General features: G+C 41.1%; 22 protein-coding genes, 1 other RNA gene and 1 pseudogene. 22 read left to right on the forward strand and 2 right to left on the reverse strand.

What is annotated here, in order from left to right; all coding sequences use genetic code 11:
• Positions 1 to 5: 5 nt before the first annotated feature.
• The 17 genes and pseudogenes from BO48_RS02160 (at position 6) to nth (ending at position 15868) form a co-directional block, all read left to right on the forward strand.
• Positions 6 to 1277, forward strand: coding sequence for a tetratricopeptide repeat protein (locus BO48_RS02160; RefSeq protein ID WP_496365780.1), 1272 nt, complete (start codon positions 6 to 8; stop codon positions 1275 to 1277).
• Positions 1258 to 1734, forward strand: a complete 477-nt coding sequence (locus BO48_RS02165) for a YpiB family protein (protein ID WP_496365781.1) — start codon at positions 1258 to 1260, stop codon at positions 1732 to 1734. Before BO48_RS02160 ends, BO48_RS02165 begins: the two co-directional genes overlap by 20 nt.
• A gap of 4 nt (positions 1735 to 1738) precedes the next feature.
• A complete protein-coding gene (locus tag BO48_RS02170) occupies positions 1739 to 2164 on the forward strand; it encodes a DUF2487 family protein (protein WP_496365782.1) in 426 nt (141 codons plus the stop codon).
• A 149-nt stretch (positions 2165 to 2313) separates the two neighbouring features.
• Positions 2314 to 2814 carry a Rieske (2Fe-2S) protein gene (locus BO48_RS02175; RefSeq protein ID WP_496365783.1) on the forward strand — a complete coding sequence of 167 codons (501 nt, stop codon included), beginning with the start codon at positions 2314 to 2316 and terminating at the stop codon, positions 2812 to 2814.
• A gap of 12 nt (positions 2815 to 2826) precedes the next feature.
• A complete protein-coding gene (qcrB, locus tag BO48_RS02180) occupies positions 2827 to 3501 on the forward strand; it encodes a menaquinol-cytochrome c reductase cytochrome b subunit (RefSeq protein WP_052256318.1) in 675 nt (224 codons plus the stop codon).
• 22 nt (positions 3502 to 3523) lie between these two features.
• The gene (locus tag BO48_RS02185) at positions 3524 to 4327 is read left to right on the forward strand and encodes a c-type cytochrome (protein WP_496365784.1); all 804 of its coding nucleotides are present in this window, start codon (positions 3524 to 3526) and stop codon (positions 4325 to 4327) included.
• 48 nt (positions 4328 to 4375) lie between these two features.
• Positions 4376 to 4963: a DUF1405 domain-containing protein gene (locus BO48_RS02190; RefSeq protein ID WP_496365785.1), complete on the forward strand. Its 588-nt coding sequence runs from the start codon at positions 4376 to 4378 to the stop codon at positions 4961 to 4963.
• A gap of 40 nt (positions 4964 to 5003) precedes the next feature.
• Complete coding sequence (locus BO48_RS02195) at positions 5004 to 5702, forward strand: zinc metallopeptidase (RefSeq protein ID WP_496365836.1); 699 nt, start codon at positions 5004 to 5006, stop codon at positions 5700 to 5702.
• A 110-nt stretch (positions 5703 to 5812) separates the two neighbouring features.
• On the forward strand, positions 5813 to 6190 hold the full coding sequence (mgsA, locus tag BO48_RS02200; RefSeq protein ID WP_496365786.1) for a methylglyoxal synthase: 378 nt from the start codon (positions 5813 to 5815) through the stop codon (positions 6188 to 6190).
• Between the two features lie 4 nt (positions 6191 to 6194).
• On the forward strand, positions 6195 to 7328 hold the full coding sequence (bshA, locus tag BO48_RS02205) for an N-acetyl-alpha-D-glucosaminyl L-malate synthase BshA (RefSeq protein WP_496365787.1): 1134 nt from the start codon (positions 6195 to 6197) through the stop codon (positions 7326 to 7328).
• A 2-nt stretch (positions 7329 to 7330) separates the two neighbouring features.
• Positions 7331 to 8533 carry a CCA tRNA nucleotidyltransferase gene (locus tag BO48_RS02210; protein WP_496365788.1) on the forward strand — a complete coding sequence of 401 codons (1203 nt, stop codon included), beginning with the start codon at positions 7331 to 7333 and terminating at the stop codon, positions 8531 to 8533.
• On the forward strand, positions 8493 to 9461 hold the full coding sequence (locus BO48_RS02215; RefSeq protein WP_496365789.1) for a biotin--[acetyl-CoA-carboxylase] ligase: 969 nt from the start codon (positions 8493 to 8495) through the stop codon (positions 9459 to 9461). The genes BO48_RS02210 and BO48_RS02215 overlap by 41 nt, the downstream gene beginning before the upstream one ends.
• 16 nt (positions 9462 to 9477) lie before the next feature.
• Complete coding sequence (locus BO48_RS02220; RefSeq protein WP_496365790.1) at positions 9478 to 11994, forward strand: helicase C-terminal domain-containing protein; 2517 nt, start codon at positions 9478 to 9480, stop codon at positions 11992 to 11994.
• Positions 11995 to 12038: 44 nt separating this feature from the next.
• Positions 12039 to 13227 (forward strand): annotated as a pseudogene (locus tag BO48_RS02225) (pyridoxal phosphate-dependent aminotransferase).
• A gap of 2 nt (positions 13228 to 13229) precedes the next feature.
• Entirely contained in the window at positions 13230 to 14519 is a 1290-nt protein-coding gene (gene asnS, locus BO48_RS02230; protein WP_496365791.1) for an asparagine--tRNA ligase, read from the forward strand.
• A gap of 76 nt (positions 14520 to 14595) precedes the next feature.
• A complete protein-coding gene (locus BO48_RS02235; RefSeq protein ID WP_496365792.1) occupies positions 14596 to 15213 on the forward strand; it encodes a DnaD domain-containing protein in 618 nt (205 codons plus the stop codon).
• Entirely contained in the window at positions 15206 to 15868 is a 663-nt protein-coding gene (gene nth / locus BO48_RS02240) for an endonuclease III (RefSeq protein ID WP_496365793.1), read from the forward strand. Before BO48_RS02235 ends, nth begins: the two co-directional genes overlap by 8 nt.
• A 49-nt stretch (positions 15869 to 15917) precedes the next feature.
• On the opposite strand, the gene BO48_RS02245 is transcribed toward nth, so the two are convergent.
• Both BO48_RS02245 and recU read right to left on the reverse strand, forming a co-directional pair.
• Positions 15918 to 18368: a transglycosylase domain-containing protein gene (locus tag BO48_RS02245; RefSeq protein WP_496365794.1), complete on the reverse strand. Its 2451-nt coding sequence runs from the start codon at positions 18366 to 18368 to the stop codon at positions 15918 to 15920.
• Positions 18368 to 18979: a Holliday junction resolvase RecU gene (gene recU / locus BO48_RS02250; RefSeq protein WP_496365795.1), complete on the reverse strand. Its 612-nt coding sequence runs from the start codon at positions 18977 to 18979 to the stop codon at positions 18368 to 18370. The genes BO48_RS02245 and recU overlap by 1 nt, the downstream gene beginning before the upstream one ends.
• Positions 18980 to 19071: 92 nt before the next feature.
• Here recU and BO48_RS02255 point away from each other — a divergent pair, with 92 nt between their 5' ends.
• From BO48_RS02255 to BO48_RS02275, 5 genes are all read left to right on the forward strand, one after another.
• On the forward strand, positions 19072 to 19398 hold the full coding sequence (locus BO48_RS02255) for a hypothetical protein (protein WP_496365796.1): 327 nt from the start codon (positions 19072 to 19074) through the stop codon (positions 19396 to 19398).
• The gene (locus tag BO48_RS02260) at positions 19395 to 19937 is read left to right on the forward strand and encodes an SLOG family protein (protein WP_496365797.1); all 543 of its coding nucleotides are present in this window, start codon (positions 19395 to 19397) and stop codon (positions 19935 to 19937) included. Before BO48_RS02255 ends, BO48_RS02260 begins: the two co-directional genes overlap by 4 nt.
• An 11-nt stretch (positions 19938 to 19948) precedes the next feature.
• The gene (gpsB, locus tag BO48_RS02265) at positions 19949 to 20275 is read left to right on the forward strand and encodes a cell division regulator GpsB (protein WP_462420822.1); all 327 of its coding nucleotides are present in this window, start codon (positions 19949 to 19951) and stop codon (positions 20273 to 20275) included.
• Positions 20276 to 20286: 11 nt separating this feature from the next.
• Positions 20287 to 20674: RNase P RNA component class B (gene rnpB / locus BO48_RS02270), an RNA gene on the forward strand.
• Positions 20675 to 20771: 97 nt separating this feature from the next.
• Positions 20772 to 21893: a THUMP domain-containing class I SAM-dependent RNA methyltransferase gene (locus tag BO48_RS02275; RefSeq protein ID WP_496365798.1), complete on the forward strand. Its 1122-nt coding sequence runs from the start codon at positions 20772 to 20774 to the stop codon at positions 21891 to 21893.
• The last annotated feature ends 2 nt before the right edge of the window (positions 21894 to 21895 follow it).

Below are 21895 nucleotides of genomic sequence, written 5' to 3' on the forward strand. Positions count from 1 at the left end.
AAATAATGCAAGAACAAATTTATCAAGCCATAGATTTTTTAAATAGGGGAGAGTACCCGGAAGAAAAACTCAATCACATTATCAATAACTTGTCTCAGGTTCATGAAGAAGATGATCTGGATGCATTGTTCATACTGGGAGACGCATTAATTTCAAGCGGGCTTCATAATTATGCCGAAGAGGTATATGTTCATCTGTACAACCAGACAGAGCATGATGATGAAATTCTTGCCTACCTTACAGATCTGATGATTACTGATAATCGTCTGGACGAAGCACTCAGTTTAATCAACAGTTCAAAAAAGACGGCCACTGTCATGATGTTGAAAGCAGAAATCTTTCAACAGTTGAATATGAATGATATCGCCGTAAAGGCATTATTTGATGCAAAGGAACTGACTGATGATTCGATCATCGACTTTGCAATTGCTGAACTTTATTTCCATGATGGAGATCTGACGGAGGCCAACAGACACTACCAGTTGATGTTGAATCAGGAGATTGAACAGGTGAACCAGATTGATATCAATCTGCGACTGGCTGAAATCAACATGAATCTACTGAACCTTGAAGAGGCAAAAGCATATTTTAAAGCAGCTGATGAGGAGAACTTCACAAATGATGACTGGTATCGTCAGGCACTTTTGGAATATCAATTGCAGGAATATGATAATGCGATCATGCTGCTCGAAAAAGTTTTTGACAACGAACCATATTATATGAATGCATATATTCTATTGATGAATATTCATGAAACCCAGCATGATCTGCCTAAAGCAATTGAGATCATGCAGAAATCTCTGAAAGAAAATGATAAAAACCCCCTTGTGTATTTCCACCTTGGACGTCTGCATTTCAGAACGAATCAACCGGAAAATGCTTTGGAGTATTTTGAAAAGGCGATTGATATCGATCAGGACTATGACGATGCATACCTGATGCTCTTTGAGACACTGTTAAAACTGGACGTCACTGAAGATATCGATAATTATATAAAAGAATTCGATTATCATGCATTGTCCGGTGAATCTCTATACCTTCTCGCTAAAATATACTCTATTAATGAAGATGACGAAAAAGCGATGAAGTTTTATAAAGAAGCGTCGTCGTTGATAGGAGATTCACTGGAATTTTACGAAGATTACTTTTATTATTTAAGCGAAATCAGACATCCGCTGCGTAGAGACATCCTTGACAAACTCACAGAGCTTGAGCCGGGTAATATGAAATGGCAGGATGAAAAGGAGCGTTTGATAGATGAGGACGAAGAACCTTAAACGTGATTTTTTAGATTATGTTCTTTATCACTTTGATTTTGAAGACAGAGTCGCCGTGTGGATAATGAACTTCATAAAAGCTCATCCGACAATCATCGATTTTGTATCATTCAGTGATATGACGATAGACCGGAAACTGAGGATTGCCGAAAAAACGACCGGTCGTCCGACACTGGTATTTGAAAAAGGGTCGATAGTGACGACTGACGGTGAAGTCATTTTGCACGAACTGAACAGTAATGATAAAGAACCGGTGTTTCTGGAATTTGTTTTCGACACACCGAATAAGCGGTATGAAGAATTGAAAAATAATGAATATGACAGCAATTACAGTCATATTCACCAGCAGATTAAAAGTCTTGAAGAACAGATTGATGCAGCCCTGCTGAATAATGACAGAGATCTTTTTTATAGATTAGCTGAAGAACTCAAAAATGTCAGGGCATCTGAAAGGTGAAATCATGTTATACAATTTTAATGATATTAAGAATCTGAAGGACCAGCTCGAATTTGTCGATACTGCTGTCATTCCGTTTGTCAGTGGAGATATTGACGAACAGGCATTATCGCATGCAAACGATATTGAACTGGTGCAGCTGGTCTCAATCCAGCTAGAAAAACAGTTCAAAGGAAGAATATTCATCACTCCCGCATTGACAACTGTTTTTTCTGACACCAGCGTTTTAAAGCAGTACCATGAGCAGTTGTATGACTATGGCTTTAAAAACGTTGTCGTACTTACGCACTTGAATCTGGATGATGATTACAAGTCTATAAGACTCAATCAGATTCCATTACAGGACATGTCCAATGATATTAAGTTTGATTTGGTAAATGACGAAGTTAAAAAAGTGATGAAATCCATAATTTCCATTTGGAACAGTTAAATTTGAATACTTTTTACACAATTATCGCATAAAGCGAGCATGAAAAATTGTGAAAGCTTATTGACCGTCGGAATTTAATAGGCTAAAATTGATATGTCCTAGTTATATTTAATGTAAAAGAACGCATGTGTTTGAGGGGGGAAATTAAAATGTCGCAAAAAGTTACAAGACGTCAGTTCTTGAACTATTCCTTAATGGGTGTTGGATCATTTATGGCGGCTGGTATGATACTTCCAATGGGAAGAATGGCTCTGGACCCTTTGTTCCAGGATGAGTCAGCAGGATCAATGATAACGACAAGTGTTACAATTGATGAAATCACTGAAGAACCGATGCAGGTCGATTTCACATTTGAACAGGAAGATGCTTGGTATACAAGTGAGGTAACAGATTTTGCCTGGGTTTATAAAGATGGTGATAACATTATTGCATTCTCACCAGTATGTAAACACCTTGGTTGTACGGTTACTTGGGCTGCTGATGATAATAATCCAGATAGATTCTTCTGCCCATGTCATAACGGTTTATATGAGAAGAATGGAGATAACGTACCAGGAACTCCTCCAACAGGGCCATTGGATCAATTTGAAGTTGGCGAATCCGATGGGTTTCTTACAATAGGCCAAGTATTTCCAAATGAATTAGTATAGGAGGGAAACTAAATGTTCAATAGAATTTATGATTGGATAGATGACCGCATGGATATCACTCCTATTTGGAGAGATGTGGCAGATCATGAGGTGCCGGAGCATGTTAACCCTGCCTATCACTTCTCTGCGTTTGTCTATTGTTTTGGAGGTCTGACATTTTTCATTGTATTAATTCAGATATTATCAGGTATGTTCCTAACAATGTATTATGTACCGGATATCGTTAATGCTTGGAATTCTGTTTACTATCTTCAACATGATGTAGCAGCTGGTTTGATTGTCAGAGGTATGCACCACTGGGGTGCAAGTTTAGTTGTTGTAATGATGTTCTTACATACTTTAAGAGTATTCTTTACAGGTGCTTATAAAGCTCCGAGAGAGTTGAACTGGGTTGTCGGAGTACTATTATTCGCAACGATTCTCGGTCTTGCTTTCACAGGATATTTATTACCTTGGGATATGAAAGCATTATTCGCAACTAAAGTAGGACTGGATATTGCAGGCAGTGTACCGTTTATCGGTGATTGGATTCAGACACTGCTGGCTGGTGATGATACGATTATCGGTGCACAGACACTGACACGCTTCTTCGCTATACATGTATTCTTCCTGCCTGCTGCATTGTTTGTATTGATGGCAATTCACTTCATCATGATACGTAGACAAGGTATCGCAGGTCCACTATAGGAGAAATGGGAGGTAAAAATATATGAAACGTGGAAAAGGACTGACATTTGTCGGAGATTCCCGAATACAGAAATATGATAAACCAAAGCTCAATCGCGACTATTCAGAATTTCCCGGGCGCACAGAAGAATTTTACCCGGACTTTCTTCTAAAAGAATGGATAACAGGAGCAGTGTTCCTTATAGGATTTTTATGTCTGACAGTTGCGCACCCGGCACCGCTTGAGCGTGTTGCTGATGCGACTGATACAGGATATATTCCTTTACCGGACTGGTACTTCCTATTTCTTTATCAAATATTAAAATACACTTATGCATCCGGACCATTTAACGTTATTGGTGCAATCGTAATACCAGGTATCGCGTTTACCGCATTATTATTAGCACCTTGGCTGGATAATAAGAAAGACCGTCACTGGAAACGACGTCCAATTGCAAGCGGAATGATGCTTGTGGCAGTGGCAATTATTTTCTATACAACATGGGAATCAGTTGCTTACCATGATTGGGAACAACAGGATGCTCAGGGTCAGATTGTATTCTCGAACCTGGATGCTGAAGACCCCGTGTTTAACGAGCTGATACGTACCAACTGTACAAGTTGTCACGGTGGTGAACTTGCAGGCGGATCAGGTCCAAACCTTATTGAGCCTGAATATGACGCTGCAACTGTTGAAGCGTTCGTAAGAAACGGTGTAGGAGATGTAATGCCTGCATTCGAAGATCAGTTGACTGATGATGAGATTGTAGCAATTTCAGAATTTGTTGCAGATCTTGAAGAAGTTTCTGACGATGAAGCTCAAAACACACCGGATTCTGGTGAATAAACTTTTAAAACCCCTTTGTAAAAAGGGGTTTTTTTCTTAGGTGATTATATGAATAAAGTAATCGAATTAATGTACAACAAATGGTTTTTGGTACTATTACTAATCAGTAATTTCATAGGAACAATTTACGGTTATTACTGGTATGGCGGACAACTTTCTAACACCGAGTGGTACTTTATGCCGTTTGTCCCCGACAGCCCGACAGCCACTCTGTTTTTAAGTATATTGATCATTCTCATATTGATGAATAAAAAATGGGGACTTATTGATGCGCTCGCATTCACGACGCTGATCAAATACGGTCTATGGGCCGTGGCTATGAATCTACTGACCTTTATGGAAACAGAGTTCATCTCATGGATCGGATTGATGCTTGTCGCTTCTCACAGTATCATGGCAGTTCAGGCATTTTTATTCCTCCCTTATTTAGAAATAAAACCGATACATTTGTATATTACGGCAATATGGCTGTTCCATAATGATGTCATCGACTATGTTTACGGTCAGTATCCGGTCTATGGCCAATTGGCACAGTACAGCGATCATATCGGTTATTTTGCTTTCTGGTTGTCAGTACTTGTTCTGGTTCTGCTTTATCAGCTCGTTCCGAGGAGCAATTCGTTGACGAATGAGTGAAAATTAAAGTAAAATATAAGAAGAGATATTATAGGAGGGAATTGATTTAATGGGTATCATCATATATTTTGTAGTATTGATGATTGTTCCAATGCTAGCCCAGATGAACGTTAAATCCACTTTTAACAAGTATTCAAAAGTACGTTCTACAAGTGGTTTGACAGGCAGAGAGGTAGCAGAGGAAATTTTACATGAAAATGGTATTTACGATGTTGCAGTGGAAAGAGGACAAGGTTTTCTAAGTGACCACTATGATCCGAAAAACAAAGTAATACGTCTTTCTCCGCACAACTTCGATAAACCCAGTGTAGCAGGCACAGCCGTTGCCGCTCACGAAGTCGGCCATGCGATACAACATGCAACCGGCTATAAATTTTTAAGTTTCAGATCAGCATTGTTCCCTCTTGCACAGTTAGGCAGTAACTTTTCATACTTCTTAATCATAGCGGGTATGTTACTGACAATTGGTATGAATACTGAGTTCGGAGGATATCTGTTATGGGCCGGTATTGGTTTAATGGCTTTCGCTGTCCTATTCCAGCTTGTGACGCTGCCGGTTGAGTTTGATGCTTCCAGCCGGGCGATGAAGCAGATAGAGTCACTGAATATTGTGAATGAAAAAGAGTACAGACATGCTAAAAAAGTTCTGAATGCAGCTGCTATGACATATGTAGCGGCGACAGCAGTGGCAGTCGCAGAGCTTGTAAGATTTATTTTAATCGCAAGAAGCCAGAGCTAGACAGTTTAAACACAGTTAGATATATTCTAACTGTGTTTTTTATTTCGAAAATTTCACATAACAAAACATTTTATCTATAATAGTTATATAATAACTATTGGGGGACCATTATGAAAATTGCTTTGATTGCACATGATAAGAAAAAAGAAGCACTGATAACATTTGTTGAAGAATTTCTCGAGACTTTCAAATTGCATGATCTGTATGCTACAGGGACCACCGGCAAAAGGTTAGTGGAAGAAACCGGTCTGGAGGTCCACCGTTTTAAATCTGGCCCGCTTGGCGGAGATCAGGAAATCGGCTCAATGGTTGCAAACGGCAGCATTGATGTCATTATATTCTTCAGGGATCCACTTACAGCACAACCCCATGAACCAGATGTATCTGCACTTCTTAGACTGTCAGATGTCTATGATGTCCCGCTCGCTACAAACGAAGGAACGGCCAGTGCAGTTATTCATTACATCAACCATATAGATCGAGAGTGATAATATGAAAATAGGAATTACATGCTACCCGGGTGTCGGAGGCAGTGGTATTATAGCAACTGAACTTGGTATTCAAATGGCGAAAAGGGGCCATGAAGTCCACTTCATCACTTCAAAAGTGCCGTTCAGACTGACCATCGACCATCCAAATATATACGTCCATCAAACAGACGTGAACAGTTACAGTGTTTTCCAGTACCCGCCTTATGATATAACAATTTCCAGTAAAATTGCTGAAGTGATCAAGTATTATGATTTAGATATCATACATATGCATTATGCCGTACCTCACGCTGTTTGCGGCATACTGGCCAAACAGATGTCTAATAGCGAAGTGAAAATCATTACGACGCTTCATGGTACTGATATTACAGTACTTGGTCATGATATGACTTTGACAAGCGCCATAAAATTTGGAATTGAGTCATCAGATATTACTACTTCGGTGTCAAACAGCCTGAAAAAATATACTTATCATCTGATTAAGCCTGATAAGGAAATCACAACGGTCTATAACTTCATTGATGAGAATAAATTCAATATGGACAAAAAAGCGAGGACAGCCAGCGAGCTGAAAAATCGTTACGGCATTGATGAAGAGACGAAAGTCATTATGCATACTTCAAATTTCAGAGCAATTAAAAGAATCGAAGATATTATCAGGGCATTTAATATTGCCGTTTCACAAATCGACGCTGTTCTTGTTCTGGTCGGGGACGGACCGGAAATGAACCGGATGAGACAACTCGTTACTGACCTTGAGTTGACTGATAAAGTCATCTTTGCGGGCCAGCAGTCTGATGTCGTGCGATTTTATAAAATGTCTGATTGTTTTATGCTGTTAAGTGAGCAGGAAAGTTTTGGACTTGCTTTATTGGAGGCTATGAACTGCGGGGCTGTACCAATCGGTTCAACTGCCGGTGGTATCAGGGAAGTCATTCAGCATAAGGATACGGGTTTTATTTCCGAAATCGGTGACTTTAAAAAAGCTGCACAGTATATTGTGGAGTTATTAAGTGACGATGGAAAGTATGCAGAAATGCAGCATAGAATGCTCAATGATATCGAATCCAGATTTAAGAGTGAGAATATAATCGATCAATATGAAGACTTATACTTTTCATTAAAAGAGGATTAATGATGATGGAATTATTCAAAATCGGTGAAACAATAATAAAGAAATTGAACGATAATGGATTTGAAGCGTATTTTGTCGGCGGCTGTGTCAGGGATTTCTACATGGACAGGCCGGTGCACGATGTAGACATCACGACTGACGCGAAGCCGGGCGAAGTTGAAAAACTTTTTCAGAAAACAATCGATGTCGGAATCGAACATGGCACGATAATCGTTATGGCTGAAAACATTCCTTTTGAAGTGACTACATACCGGGCGGACGGGGCGGCTGCCGGTAATAGCGGACAGAACTCCGTCCATTTCAGCAAGCGGCTGAATGAAGATTTGGAACGCAGGGATTTCACCATGAATGCCATGGCAATGTCAAAAGACATGATATATCATGATCCCTTTTCTGGAAGAGATTCCATCGAGAAGAAGGAAATCATTACTGTAGGGGCACCTGACGACAGATTCGGCGAAGATGCACTCAGAATCATCAGAGCGATCCGGTTCATGTCCGTCATGAACTTCTCAATAGAATCAGCCACTGAACATTCAATGATACAAAACGCGTATGCAGTAGGTAATGTTTCTGTCGAACGCATCGTTTCAGAGCTTAAAAAGACATATTCCGGTACGGGGTTGAAACAGGCTAAAGAAAAGCTCGTTCAGACCGATCTGATAAAATATATTCCATTTTTTAAATATGTCAATCATGTGGACTATCTGCATTCCGCAACCGGTGACTTTTTGGATGAGCTCATCATACAATCGATAAAAGATGAATCATTGATTGAAAGGATCAATGATTTAAAAATTTCCAATGCAGAAAAGGATTTTGTGAAAAACAGCCGATCATTGTTTGTGGCTGTCAAAGACGGTGAGTCACCAAGAAAGATTGCTTATCAATACCTCGAAGACGTGATACTGAGATTTATAAAACTGGGACGGGACAATGATTTAAGTCAAAATATGTATGTACTGGACGACGCGCTCAGTTTACAGCCGTCACTTACAATCAGAAGTAAGAAAGACCTTAAGATCAATGGCAGACATTTAATCGAGCTGTATAATATGAAAAGCGGTCCCTGGATAAAGGAATGCTTGAATATAATTGAAAACGAAGTACTATTTGAAAGGATAAATAATAATCACAGCGATATTATCAATTGGGTGAAAAGACATGTTGAAATTGGACCAGAAAGTATTAAAGTTATTGAATAAAGAACAGTTTTTATCCGGACAAAAGATAGCTGATGAACTGGGTGTTTCAAGGACAGCTGTCTGGAAATCCATTCAAAGTTTAAAGAAAGACGGATATAAAGTGCGATCTATGACGAATAAAGGTTATATGCTGACCGAATCGTCTGATAAGCTGAATGAATCAGTGCTGTCTTCCATGGTTTCACAATCAAATTTATTTACAGATATCATTTACCGTGAATCTGTCGGTTCGACTCAGAAAGTCGCATTTCAGAATATCACGGAAAAACATGAACCTTTCATTGTCGTATCAAATGAGCAGACTGAAGGCAGAGGGCGCTTCAACAGAGAGTGGCTGTCACCGAAAAGTTCAGGATTATATATGTCTGCAGTGTTAAAGCCCGATATCAATCTCAATGAAATCATCAAGTTCAATTTATTCATTTCCCTGGCCATTGCAAGAGCTATAGAAAAATCATTCAACCTGAAGGCGGGTATCAAGTGGCCGAATGATATATATATCGATAATAGAAAAGTATGTGGATTTCTAACCGAGGTCATCAGTGAGAACAGCATGATTCAGACTATAATATGCGGCATCGGTATCAACCTTTATGAAACAGAAGTTATAAAAGAAATACAAAATGCCACTTCCATCGAGAGTGAATTGCTTAAAAATGATAGAATAGGTATTGGTATCGAATTGTTTTTGAATCATTTGGTCAAAGAAATTGAGCATTACTATGATTTATTTTTATCCGTTTCATTTTCGGCTGTTAAAGATGACTGGGTTTCCAAATCCATCATTTTCGGTCGTGAGATGAGAATTACTGAAGTGAATCGTACGTTCATGGGTAAACCCGTTGATATTACAGATGACGGCTTTTTAATTGTGGCTGATGAATCGGGTGAGATACATAAAATCATAAGTGCTGATATCGAATTTTAAAAATTGGTGATATTTAATGATTAATCAGAAGTTTGCTGTTGTGGATTTAGAAACAACAGGTAATAACAAAAGTAAAGACAGTATCATTCAACTGAGTATCGTATTTATAAACAACAGAAAAATCGTTGATCAGTATTCTACTTTTTTAAGTGACAATACCGATCTTTCGGTTTTTATTCAAGAATTGACAAATATCGATGAATCCATGCTGAAGGGTGCACCTGCCTTCAAAGATATCGCAGCAGAACTTTATGATAAACTGCATGACTATGTATTCGTTGCACATAATGTCGATTTTGACCTGGCTTTTCTGCAGAACCATTTCAGTCAATGTCATTTAAACTATTCACCAAATCTGTCGATTGACACAGTCGAACTGTCAAAAATATTTTTACCGGCGGAAAACAGTTTTCAATTAGCTGAAATCACATCCACAATAGGTATAAATTTATCAAATGCCCACAGGGCGGATGAAGATGCCTATGCCACCGCAGAATTGTTTTTATATTTGCTGGATAAGATGGAACAGACGAACAGTGAAACATTGAAGCAGTTGTATCACCTCTCCAAACACTTGAGGTTCAGCCTCGCAGATCTGATATTCAGCCTGCTGTCAGAATCGAATCTGGAAAAACCCGGAAAGGGCTTAAAATTGTACAATGACTTCTATATCAGAGAAACAGGATTTTCCAATTATAAAGTACCGGCAGTCACTGTCCGTGAACTCTATGATAAATATGTGAATTACAGAAATATTGAACATAGGGAAGACCAGCTTAAGCTGGCCAATGAAATATTCAGCCATTTTGAAAACAGGGAACACCTGGCAATCGAAGCATATACCGGTGTTGGAAAAACAAGCGCGCTTTTAATTGCTGCCATCAGTTTTTATTCCCTGTATGATGAACAGATACTCGTGTCCACATCCAGGAAGATCCTTCAGAACCAGATGGTGAATAATGAGCTGCGACTGCTGACGGAAGCACTCGATTTGAACATTGACTATGTGAACTTAAAAGGTCGTGAAAATTATTTGGATTTGAACGCTGTCAGTTCATTGCTCGAAACTGAAGACAATAATCCTGAAGTTGTACTGCTTAAAATGAGGCTGCTCACATGGCTGTTGGAGACAGAAACAGGAGACTTGTCCGAAATCGGCCTTAAAGGCCCGGAAGAAGCATATTATAAAACGATGCTGATACAGACCGGTAAAACCCATAACCATTATTATTTTGACCGTGCTTTTGAAAAGGCGGATAAAGCGCCTGTCGTTTTTACCAACCATTATTTCATACAGGACTGTATGGAACTGCTGAGTCATTCAAAGTATCTGATCATCGATGAAGCACACCAGCTGAACAATTCATTAAATCAACGTACACAGACAGAATATAATTATCAAAGTATGAAATTTTTCGTCGGGCAGGTGGGAACGCCGAGGCAGAACAGGCTTCTGAGTTCTTATATTGAAAACAATGATTTCAAGTCCGCATATTTATTGGAAGAATTGATGGAAAAGCTTAACCAGCATGTGGATATGCTTTTTGATGCGATACAGGCGAATAATATTAAAAGCGTTCAAATTATTATTAATCGATCAAAAGAGTTTTGTTCTATATTTTTAGGTACCATCCGGGGTACGAACCAGTACCAGGCTTTATATAACCATATACATTATTTTCAGACGACACTGGATGATTTGAACCGGGCGATTGAAAGTGGAAATTATAATGTGGTGAATGATAGGAATATACAGCGGGTCAAATTTTTTGTAACCAACCCGAAGTTTCAGCTGCTGCATGACGGGCACCATGTAAAGTCATTGGTCATGATGTCAGGTACTTTGGAAGTGAAAGGCTCGTTTAAACATCTGGATTATGTATTTGGCAGTACGCCGTTTAATACTTCTATCATCAAAGATGAAACACTTTTTAATAACACTAAGCTGTTCATTCCGGAGGATATACCCGCTTATGATCAGAATGATGATGAATATTTGTATGCATTAATAGACTATTTGTCCATGTATCTGATTGAGACCAACAGCAAGCTGCTCGTCATTTTTTCAAACTACGAACTGCTCAATAAAGTGTACGAAGTCACAAAAGAGGTTGAGCTGTTCAATGATTTTGTCGTGTTAAGACAGAACCGTTCAGCGTCACACGATAAATTGCTGCTTCAGTATAATCAGTTGGAAAATGTTTTGCTGCTGGCCACATCAAGCTTCAGTGAAGGTATCAATATTGAAGGAACGGATGATAAATGCATCATGCTGTCAAAGCTGCCTTTCCCCATTCCAAAATATAATGATTTCAAACACTTTTACAGTGATGACCTGCCACAGGCGGTGTTCCAGTTCAGACAGATGATCGGTCGTGTCAAAAGGAATAAAAAGGATAATGGCCTTGTTCTGTTGCTTGATAACAGGATTTTGTCAAAACCATACAGAAATGCATTTTTAAAGTATTTTCCCGAAGGAAATATAGTTAAAGGTTCACGCAATACTTTCAAACAGTACCTGAGTCATTTATAATTAGTATATCCAAATAAAATAACATAATTAAAAGGAGCAGAAATATGGAACTCTCTCAACGCATTCAAAATTTAACACCGAGTCAAACACTGGCTATCACTGCCAAAGCTGCAGAACTGAAAGCGAGCGGTGTTGATGTGATTGGTCTAGGCGCAGGTGAACCCGACTTTAACACACCTGATGAAATCATAGAAAAGGCATTTGAAGCTGTAAAAAATGGTGCAACCAAATATACAGCTGCAGCGGGCATTCCTGAGCTTAAAGAAGCAATATCCAAAAAGATGCTTAGAGATCACCAGCTGCAGTACGGTAAGGATGAAATATTTGTCGCGTCCGGTGCAAAACATGTATTATATAATGTTTTTCAGGCTTTGATCGACAATGGAGATGAAGTGATCATTCCTTCTCCTTACTGGGTAAGCTACACTGAGCAGGTTAAGCTTGCAGAAGGTACGCCGGTGCTTGTTTACACGGATGAATCCACTTCATTCAAACTGACTCCGGAGCTGTTAAAGGAGAATATTACAGATAAGACGGAAAGTACTTATGCTGAATTCGCCGAACAACCCGACAGGTATGGTCTATTCCAGAGAAGAACTGGCAGCACTTGCCGAAGTCGTTGCCGAGAATGACCTGATTGTAGTTGCCGATGAAATTTATGAAGTTCTAGTATACGGTACAGAACATTACTCGATTGCATCCATCAATGAAGATATGAAAGCACGTACGGTCGTCATCAACGGTGTGAGTAAATCACACGCAATGACAGGCTGGAGAATCGGTTATGCTTGCGGTGACAAGGCTCTGATCAAGGGACTGACAGGTCTTGCAAGCCAGTCGACTTCAAATCCGGCCACACCGTCACAGTGGGCGGCAGTGGCAGCTTACGAAATGGATTTGTCATTCCTGACTGAATTCAATGAGACTTTTAAACAGAGAAGAGACCATGCTTACAGTCTTCTTGAAGAAATTCCGTACACCACTTGTATTAAACCGGAAGGTGCATTCTATCTGTTCCCTAATTTTAAAGAGTGCACAGATAAGATGGGTTATGATACTGTAGATGATTTCGTCAAAGATCTGCTTGAAAATGTCCATGTTGCTGTTGTTCCGGGATCCGCTTTCGGCCTGGAAGATAATATACGCATCAGCTATTCTACTAGTGAAGAAGTCATGACAGAAGCGATTACACGAATTAAAAATTTTGTAACAGAAAGATTAGAAGGAGTTTAGGAATGAAGATTACGATTAAAGAATCACCGAAATATGAAGGACAGGAAGTAACAATCGGCTGTTGGCTCCTTCAAAAGCGAGGCAGCGGAAAACTTCAGTTTTTACAGCTTAGAGACGGATCCGGATTTATGCAGGGCGTCGTTGTAAAAGCAAATGATGAAGATTTGTTTGCAGTCGCAAAAGGACTCAACCAGGAAACATCAATGTATGTCACAGGAACTATCAAAAGTGATGACCGCTCATCTTTCGGTTATGAAATGGAAGTCAGCAATATAGAAATCATCCAGGAGGCTGATGGCTATCCGATTACGCCTAAAGAGCACGGTCCTGAGTTTTTACTGGATAACCGCCACTTGTGGCTGCGTTCAAGAAAACAGCATGCTGTTATGAATATCAGAAACCAGATAATCAAAAGCACGCATGACTATTTCTTTGAAAACGGCTTTAAGAAAATAGATTCACCAATTTTGACGAACAGTTCACCTGAAGGGACGACAGAGCTTTTCCATACGAAATACTTCGATGAAGATGCTTTCCTCTCCCAGAGCGGTCAGCTGTATGCTGAAGCTGCTGCGATGGCACATGGTAAAGTATTTACTATGGGACCGACTTTCAGAGCTGAAAAATCCAAAACACGCCGTCATCTGATCGAATTCTGGATGATCGAACCTGAGATGGCATTCTTTGAGCATGATGACAGTCTGGAAGTTCAGGAACAGTACATCGAATATGTAGTTCAAAATGTACTTGAACACTGTAAACTGGACCTGGAAGCGCTCGGCAGGGAGACTGCTGTATTAGAGAAAATAAAGGCGCCGTTCCCGAGAATCTCATATACTGAAGCAATTGATCTGCTTCACGAGAAAGGTTTCGATGATATAGAGTGGGGCGATGACTTCGGTGCGCCTCATGAAACGGAAATCGCTAATCATTATGACAAGCCCGTATTCATTGTCAACTATCCAAAAGCCATCAAATCATTCTACATGGAAGAAAACCCCGAAGATCCGCGTACCGTACTGTGTGCAGATCTGATTGCACCGGAAGGTTATGGTGAAATCATCGGCGGCAGTGAACGTATTCATGACTACGATACTTTAAAACAGCGCATCGAGGCATCCGGTCTGGATGTCGATGCTTATGAATGGTATCTGGACTTGAGAAAATACGGCAGTGTGCCGCATTCAGGATTCGGACTCGGCCTTGAGAGAACAGTTGCATGGTTATCCGGGGTTCAACACGTCCGTGAAACTTCACCGTTCCCTAGACTGTTAAACCGCCTGTATCCTTAATAAAACATGTAAACATAGAGCAGTGTGTAACAATACAATTGTACACACTGTTCTTTATTAGAAAGAAGGTTCAATTGTGATTGATAAGTATATACGCAATATAACTTTCCCGGTCAATAAAATACTCTTTGACCATTACAGCGAACTTGACCTGGATGAAAGTGAGCTGATCATACTGATTAAACTTATGCAGCATCATACTGATTCACAGCCGCTGCCTGATATAACCAAATTGATCGAAGGAACAACACTGAATACAAAGTCAATCAACATGATCATCCAGCAGCTGCTCACTAAGGAATTTATAAAAATATATAATGAAACCGACGGGCAGCAGCACTCTGAACTGTTGAGTGTTGAACCTACATATAAAAAGCTCGAAGAATTTCTGTCACTTGAAAAAAAGCCTGAAGCAGATGCCTCACAAATTCAGGAACTGTTTTCATTCATAGAAAATTTATACGGCAGGGCGCTGTCTCCGAATGAGTTTCAAAGAATGAACAGCTGGCTGGAAGATTCCGGATATTCGGTCGATATGATTAAAGAATCGGTCAATCTTGCCTATAAGAATCAAATCACTTCACTGCAGTATGTTGAAAGAATATTAAACAATCTGAATCATACGCCGCTCGAACCGAAAAAAGAGCGGCCGCCGATCAGAAATTGGCTGAAAGGAGAAAGTTTGGATGATTAGTGGTAAAAAGACTGTTGAAATGCTGGATGTTATCGACTCAATGTTCCCGGATGCAGAGGCGGAACTGAATCACGATAATACATTTGAACTGACCATCGCTGTACTGTTGTCGGCACAGGCAACGGATAACCACGTCAATAAAGTGACGAAAAGTCTGTTTGAAAAGTATAAGACGCCTGAAGATTATGTGGCGGTGCCGCTTGAAGAAGTCCAAAATGATATACGTACAATCGGACTGTTCAGAAATAAAGCGAAAAATATCCAGAAATTATGCCGGGATCTAATAGATAAATTTGATGGGGAAGTACCTGAAAATTACGAAGATCTTGTGAGTCTGGCGGGTGTGGGGCGTAAGACGGCGAATGTCGTGCTGTCCGTTGCATTTGATGTACCGAGAATCGCTGTCGACACCCATGTTGAACGGGTGAGCAAGAGGCTCGGTATTGCAAGATACAAAGACAATGTCACCCAGGTCGAAGAGACACTGATGAAGAAAATACCAAAAGACAGATGGAGTAAAGCCCATCATCAATTGATTTTCTTTGGGCGGTACCACTGCCTTGCAAGAACACCAAAGTGTGAGACATGTCCTTTACTGGATGACTGCAGAGAAGGGCAGAAACGTATGAAAAGAAAATTGAAGACAGAGAAATGAAAAAAGGTCCAAATCCTGTTCAATAACAGGGTTTGGACCTTTATTTATATTATGCTGCGTCATCTTCCGCTTCTTCTGAGGTGTCACCGTTACTTTCAGATTCTGCCGGCTCCTCCGGCTCGGTTTCTTCTTGTGTTTCATCCGTATTGTTCTGTGATTCTTCAGCCGCTTCTTCTTCGTTGCCACTGTTTTCAGCCGGTTCGGTTTCCTGAACCGGTTCCTCGGTTACATTGCTTTCTTCTGACTCTCCGCCGGTGACCGGTGTTTCCTCTTCTGCTTCATTATAATTTTCTTCAGAAGTATCATTGTTGTTTTCATTGTCATCGCTGTTCCAGTACCAGTTCCAGCTGTTCGAGTCGTCCGAACCGTTGTTTGATCCGTTTGACCCGTTGTTTTGTGATTCATACTGTTCAATATCTTCGCTGCCCTGAACGGCAAGTTCCCCGTTGCTCAGTCTGACGACACTTTCAGGCTGTTCGAAGTCCTGTCCGTTGTACGTGCTGATCGTCTGCATGATGTCCCTGAAGAACCACTGCGGTGTAATGTGTTCATCTGTGCCGACAAACGATGTTTCGCCGCCGTCTTTAGTCGTATTGAATCCTGACCAGACACTCAGCGTATATTCAGGTGTGTAACCGACGATCCAGGCATCTTTTGCCGCATTGTCCGGCAGGTTCTGTTCTTCACGCAATTCTCTTGAATATGAAGTCGTTCCTGTTTTTGCTGCAATATTCAAACCATCCATGGAAATGTAATCGGCACTGCCGTATGGCTGGAATGTATCTTTCAGCATGTCTGTCAGCATGTAGGCTGTATAGTCTTCCATCGCCTGGTGCGATTCGTGTTCAAACTCCACTGTATCTCCGTCATTCGTTACAATATGTCTTACTGCATGGGCTTCATTATACTCTCCGTTGTTGCCGAGCGTCGAATATGCTTCAGCCATCTGCAACGGACTGAAAGCAGACTGGTTACCACCGAGTACGTCGTTGAAGGACACATCATAGTCCCCGTCATTTTTATTCGAATAATCCAGACCGACTTCCGATGAAAATTCTTCCGGTGTACTGTCATTCGTTTCATCCTTGACCGTCTCGTATGCTTTGACCGCCGGAACGTTGTAACTTCTGCTGAGTGCATTGCGCATGGTCACCTGGCCGTGATCCTGCATATCGTAGTTATATATGCTGATCTGGTCGAATCCTTCCGGTGAGTATTCATATTCATCATCGATGGTCTGATCCGTGCGCCACTCAAGTTCTTCTATCGCCGGGCCGTAGGACAGAAACGGCTTCATCGTGGAACCTGTATTTTTTGCAACAAGCGCCTGGTTATGATCGACAACTTCCTGGTAGTCACGTCCGCCGGAAATTGCCACGAGCTCACCTGACTGCGTATCTAAAACAGTCGACGCGATATCAAAAGCATCATCCTGAAATTTCGGGTTGTAATAATATTCCCTGTTGTCCGTCAGATCCTGGAGATTTCTCTGTACATTGGCATCCATATTCGTATATACCTGAATACCGCTCGCCATCAATTCGCTGATATCTCTGTCGCTGAAACTGTCATGCTGTGAAATTTCATTTTTGATGAAGTTGATGTATGAAGCGTACTCCGGGTCTTCGGGTTCGGTCGATGCTCTCTCATCATCGCTGCGGTCTACAAGGTTTGAGTATAAGTCATGGTTCTGTGCTTCCTCGTATTGTTCCGGACTGATGCGTTCATGTTCGTTCATCAGTCTCAGCACTATCTGTGCCCTGTCGGCACCGCGGTTATCCTCGACATACAGATTGTATCTGTTCGGCAGCTGCGGCAGACCTGCAAGGTAAGCAGACTCCGCAAGATTCAGGTCTTCGAGTTCCTTGTCGAAATAATATAAGCTTGCTGTTCTGATGCCGTAAATACCGTCGGAATAATAGATTTTGTTCAAGTACATTTCGAGTATTTCATCTTTGGAATATTCCTGTTCCAGTCTGTAGGCAAGATATGCCTCCTGCGCTTTTCTCTCAAGGGACTTATCGTCGGTCAAAAACGTTCTTTTAACTACCTGCTGGGTGATTGTACTCGCCCCTTCGGAACCAAAACCGTCAAAGACGTTGCTCAGCACCGCAGATCCGAGTCTCCAGAAATCGATTGCCCCGTGTTCGTAGAACCGGTTGTCCTCGACCGCCAGTACCGCATCAATCACATGATCCGGCACATCTTCTATATCGACGAGTTCACGCTTTTGACCTTGATAGACCGTGGTGACGAGTTCATCGTTGCGGTCGTATATCTGTGCCGGCACCGGGTCCCTCAATTTTTCATCACTGAAGGCAGGCGCCCTTGAAGCGTAGTAGGCAAAGAGCATTGAGCCGAGCACTAAAAAGACAAGACCGATCAGCACCGTAAATATGATGACTCTTTTGATTATTGATTTTTTACTCATCTTCTCTTTACTGCCACGCTTTTCCCGGGATTGTTTGGACCCGGTACTTCGTTTATAGTTATCTTTCATTAAAATTCTCCATTCCGAAAATAAATTTCATCCACCGCAGCCAAATAATCGATGCGTGGATTCATACCTTGTTTAAGTATGTAACTGCCTGATTTAATATCATCATAGGCAATGGATTTGCGCGCGCCGTCAAGATAATTTTCCCAATGTGTCAAAAATATGCCGAACGGCATCAAATAAGTCTCATCGAAGCTTGAGAAGCGTATAATAAGAAATACGATTCCGCCGTGTTCATAACACTGCTTCATGTGATCCACCTGATGGGCATGGATATTTATAAAAGGAAAGCGCGTTTTATTCTTCGTTTCCTTAGCTTCAAAGTCGATATATCTGGTTTTATAAATTCCATTATAATCACTTGTCGACGGTGTTTTGAAATAGGCTTCATCAATCTTTGCCTTATTTCTCGACGGATAGTCCACATTGACGATCTGAACCGGTGTCGGTTTTTTATGGATGACCGCACGGGACGTCTGCAAGTAATAATTATTCGTGATATCCAAATCCTTTTCAAGGGTCATGCCACGCTGACCATATTTTACTCTGTTGTCAGGTTTTGATTTGCGGCTGTTAAAGTACTGTCTTGGTTTAATACCTTTCGGATACTTCATGTGCATCGCCTTTCATTATAATATATGTCATAATATTATACATTAATAAGCATCGATTAAACCAATGAATTATTATAAGGAGTGTGACATTTTTGTCAAGTAATCATACTAACAGCGCGTATGTTCAACTAATGGACACGATTTATGAAAGATATCATAAAGCACTGGACGGATATGAATTTGATTTTGAAACCGAGATTGAGCCGTTTTTAGAAGAAAATAAAGATCTCGCTTCCAATATATTGAATTTCGACACGGACTCAAGATTCCACGACAGCACCAGGGAAAAGGCATCCGGTGAACTGATGGAACTGCTGATGGCGTGCCATACGTCCAGATTCCGCGAGAGGCATTTCTACGAGAAGTATAAATTCATCAACCTGTGGCTGAAACATGCGAAAGAAGAGGGATTGATGTGAGAATACTGATCAGCGGCTACCGCCCGTATGAGCTGGGCATATTCAAATCGGACCAGGATGAGGTGAAAGTGCTGAAAGCTTTCATCCGTTCAAAACTGCTTGAATATATAGATGAAGGGGCGGAGTGGTTCATCATCCAGGGCAATACCGGCATTGAACTGTATGCTGCAGAAGAGATCCAAGAGCTGAAAAAGGACAACTACGATGTTAAGCTCGGGGTACTGATGCCGTTTTATCAGTATGATGAGCGATTCAATGAAAATGACCAGCTTATCCTTCAGTCGGTGCTGTCGAATGCAGACTTCAAAGATTATATATACAAGAAACCATACAGCAACCCGGGCATGTTTAAACACATCAACCGCTTTCTGATTTCCAATACGGACGGGGCGATGATCGTCTATGATGAAGCGGCCGATTCGAAAGTGCGTTTTCTTTATAATCAAATACTTGAATTCCTCGAAGATAATCCTTATAATATTGAAAGAATACAATTTGATGAGATAAACAGCTATATTGATTCCAGGTTTGATAATTAAGAGGTGAGGCAATGAGTGAAACGACTTTAAAATTGTCCGCAAAAGACATTTTTGAAAAAGAGTTCGAGAAGTCGGTCAGAGGTTTTAAACCCATCGAAGTGGACAGCTTCCTTGATGATGTCATCAGTGACTATCAAAAGATGTCAGACATGAATAATAATGTAAAACGGTTGGAAGAAGAAAATGCTCGCTTGAAAAAAGAAGTCGAGGATTTAAGGATACGGGTCGCAACAAATTCCCGTTCCCAGGAAAACCAAAGTCAAAATCATCAAATTGATATTTTGAAAAGATTGTCAAGCTTAGAAAAGAAAGTTTTTGGTCAATCAAAAGTAAATTAAATTAATTTCGGTATCTCGGATAATCGCTATATCTTTAAAGGTATAGAGGAAAGTCCATGCTCACACGCACCTGAGACGGGCGTAGTGTTCGTGCCTGATGAAACAATAAGTCAGGGCAGTTCGTGAATAACGGCTGACGGCAGTGAAATGACCTAAGTGTCACTATACGGTCAGAATAGCTATAAAGTGCCACAGAGACGAGCTTATTATGAAAATAATAAGATGGAACGCGGTAAACCCCTCGAGTGAGCAATCCAAACAAGGTAGGAGCACTCTCTGCCGGGAATTCAACCCAATGAGAGATATTACAGATGTAATATAGACAGATGATTATCACCAATGTGCGAGTGTGACTAGTACACGCCTGCAGCACAGCGGGACAGAACATGGCTTACAGAGATACCGGACTAGAGATAAGCTCTCCATTTTGATGGAGAGCTTTTATTTTATATAATGAGACTAATGCAATATAAATCAGTAAGTCGGAGGATAAATTATGAATTTTAAAATGCTTGCAAACACCCCCATGGGTCTGGAAAAAGTCGTGGCGAATGAAATTGAAACACTCGGGTATGAAACGACACTGGAAAACGGCCGTGTATATTTTGACGGCGATGAAGAGGCAATTGTCAAAGCGAACTTGATGATGCGCACTGCAGACCGCTTCAGAATCATCATCGGTGACTTCAAAGTGGATACGTTCGATGATCTGTTTGAAATGACGAAGGCCCTGCCGTGGTCTGACATACTCGGGCCGGATGCGGAATTCCCGGTGACGGGGCGGTCCCACAAATCCACTTTATACAGTGTGCCGGACGTTCAACGTATCGTTAAAAAAGCGATTGTCGAAAATCTGAAGGATGCATTCAGCTTAAGCGGCAAACTGAGTGAAACGGGAGCGCGCTATAAAGTCGACGTCAACATATTGAAAGACCGCGCAGTCCTCACGATTGATACAAGCGGGGATGCACTGCATAAAAGAGGGTACAGACGCGAGCAGGGCGAAGCGCCGATCAAGGAAACGCTTGCTGCGAGCATGCTGAAACTTGCCAATTACGACGGCACGAAGCCGCTGTACGATCCATTCGCAGGTTCCGGCACCATTGCGATAGAAGCGGCACTGATGGCGCTGAACATCGCACCCGGGGCAAACCGCACTTTTGACAGTGAAAGCTGGGATATCATTCCGGAGGAGCTGTGGGAAGAGACACGGATGAAACTTGAAGAGGCAGCACTCTATGATAAAGAAGTCATCATCCATGCATCAGACATCGACCCGCATATGATCGAAGTTGCCAAAACAAATATTCTGGAAATCGGCCTGCAGGATAATATCAAGCTTGCGATTACGGATATTCACGACTTATCGATTGACCATGACAATGTACAGCTTGTGACGAACCCGCCTTACGGCGAACGTATCGGGGAAGCAAAAGAAGTCGAGGCAATGTATACGAAAGTCGGGGAACTGATGTCGAGACATCAGGATATGAGTGTGTATTTAATGACATCCAATAAGGAATTTGAACATATTGTCGGTAAAAAGGCGACGAAGCGCAGAAAGCTGTTCAACGGTTATATCGAAACGACTTTTTATCAATATTGGGGGAATCGGTAAAC

This window comes from Lacicoccus kunmingensis DSM 17847 (genome assembly GCF_059568765.1).

Excerpts from the sequence above, each read along its gene's own strand:
- BO48_RS02215 (WP_496365789.1), top strand. The coding sequence starts at position 8,493 with ATGTTGAAATTGGACCAGAAAGTATTAAAGTTATTGAATAAAGAACAG.
- BO48_RS02175 (WP_496365783.1), top strand. The coding sequence starts at position 2,314 with ATGTCGCAAAAAGTTACAAGACGTCAGTTCTTGAACTATTCCTTAATG.
- mgsA (WP_496365786.1), top strand. The coding sequence starts at position 5,813 with ATGAAAATTGCTTTGATTGCACATGATAAGAAAAAAGAAGCACTGATA.
- nth (WP_496365793.1), top strand. The coding sequence starts at position 15,206 with ATGATTAGTGGTAAAAAGACTGTTGAAATGCTGGATGTTATCGACTCA.
- BO48_RS02165 (WP_496365781.1), top strand. The coding sequence starts at position 1,258 with ATGAGGACGAAGAACCTTAAACGTGATTTTTTAGATTATGTTCTTTAT.
- recU (WP_496365795.1), bottom strand. The coding sequence starts at position 18,979 with ATGAAGTATCCGAAAGGTATTAAACCAAGACAGTACTTTAACAGCCGC.
- BO48_RS02170 (WP_496365782.1), top strand. The coding sequence starts at position 1,739 with ATGTTATACAATTTTAATGATATTAAGAATCTGAAGGACCAGCTCGAA.
- qcrB (WP_052256318.1), top strand. The coding sequence starts at position 2,827 with ATGTTCAATAGAATTTATGATTGGATAGATGACCGCATGGATATCACT.
- BO48_RS02210 (WP_496365788.1), top strand. The coding sequence starts at position 7,331 with ATGATGGAATTATTCAAAATCGGTGAAACAATAATAAAGAAATTGAAC.
- asnS (WP_496365791.1), top strand. The coding sequence starts at position 13,230 with ATGAAGATTACGATTAAAGAATCACCGAAATATGAAGGACAGGAAGTA.
- bshA (WP_496365787.1), top strand. The coding sequence starts at position 6,195 with ATGAAAATAGGAATTACATGCTACCCGGGTGTCGGAGGCAGTGGTATT.
- BO48_RS02185 (WP_496365784.1), top strand. The coding sequence starts at position 3,524 with ATGAAACGTGGAAAAGGACTGACATTTGTCGGAGATTCCCGAATACAG.
- BO48_RS02160 (WP_496365780.1), top strand. The coding sequence starts at position 6 with ATGCAAGAACAAATTTATCAAGCCATAGATTTTTTAAATAGGGGAGAG.
- BO48_RS02190 (WP_496365785.1), top strand. The coding sequence starts at position 4,376 with ATGAATAAAGTAATCGAATTAATGTACAACAAATGGTTTTTGGTACTA.
- gpsB (WP_462420822.1), top strand. The coding sequence starts at position 19,949 with ATGAGTGAAACGACTTTAAAATTGTCCGCAAAAGACATTTTTGAAAAA.
- BO48_RS02275 (WP_496365798.1), top strand. The coding sequence starts at position 20,772 with ATGAATTTTAAAATGCTTGCAAACACCCCCATGGGTCTGGAAAAAGTC.
- BO48_RS02220 (WP_496365790.1), top strand. The coding sequence starts at position 9,478 with ATGATTAATCAGAAGTTTGCTGTTGTGGATTTAGAAACAACAGGTAAT.
- BO48_RS02245 (WP_496365794.1), bottom strand. The coding sequence starts at position 18,368 with ATGAAAGATAACTATAAACGAAGTACCGGGTCCAAACAATCCCGGGAA.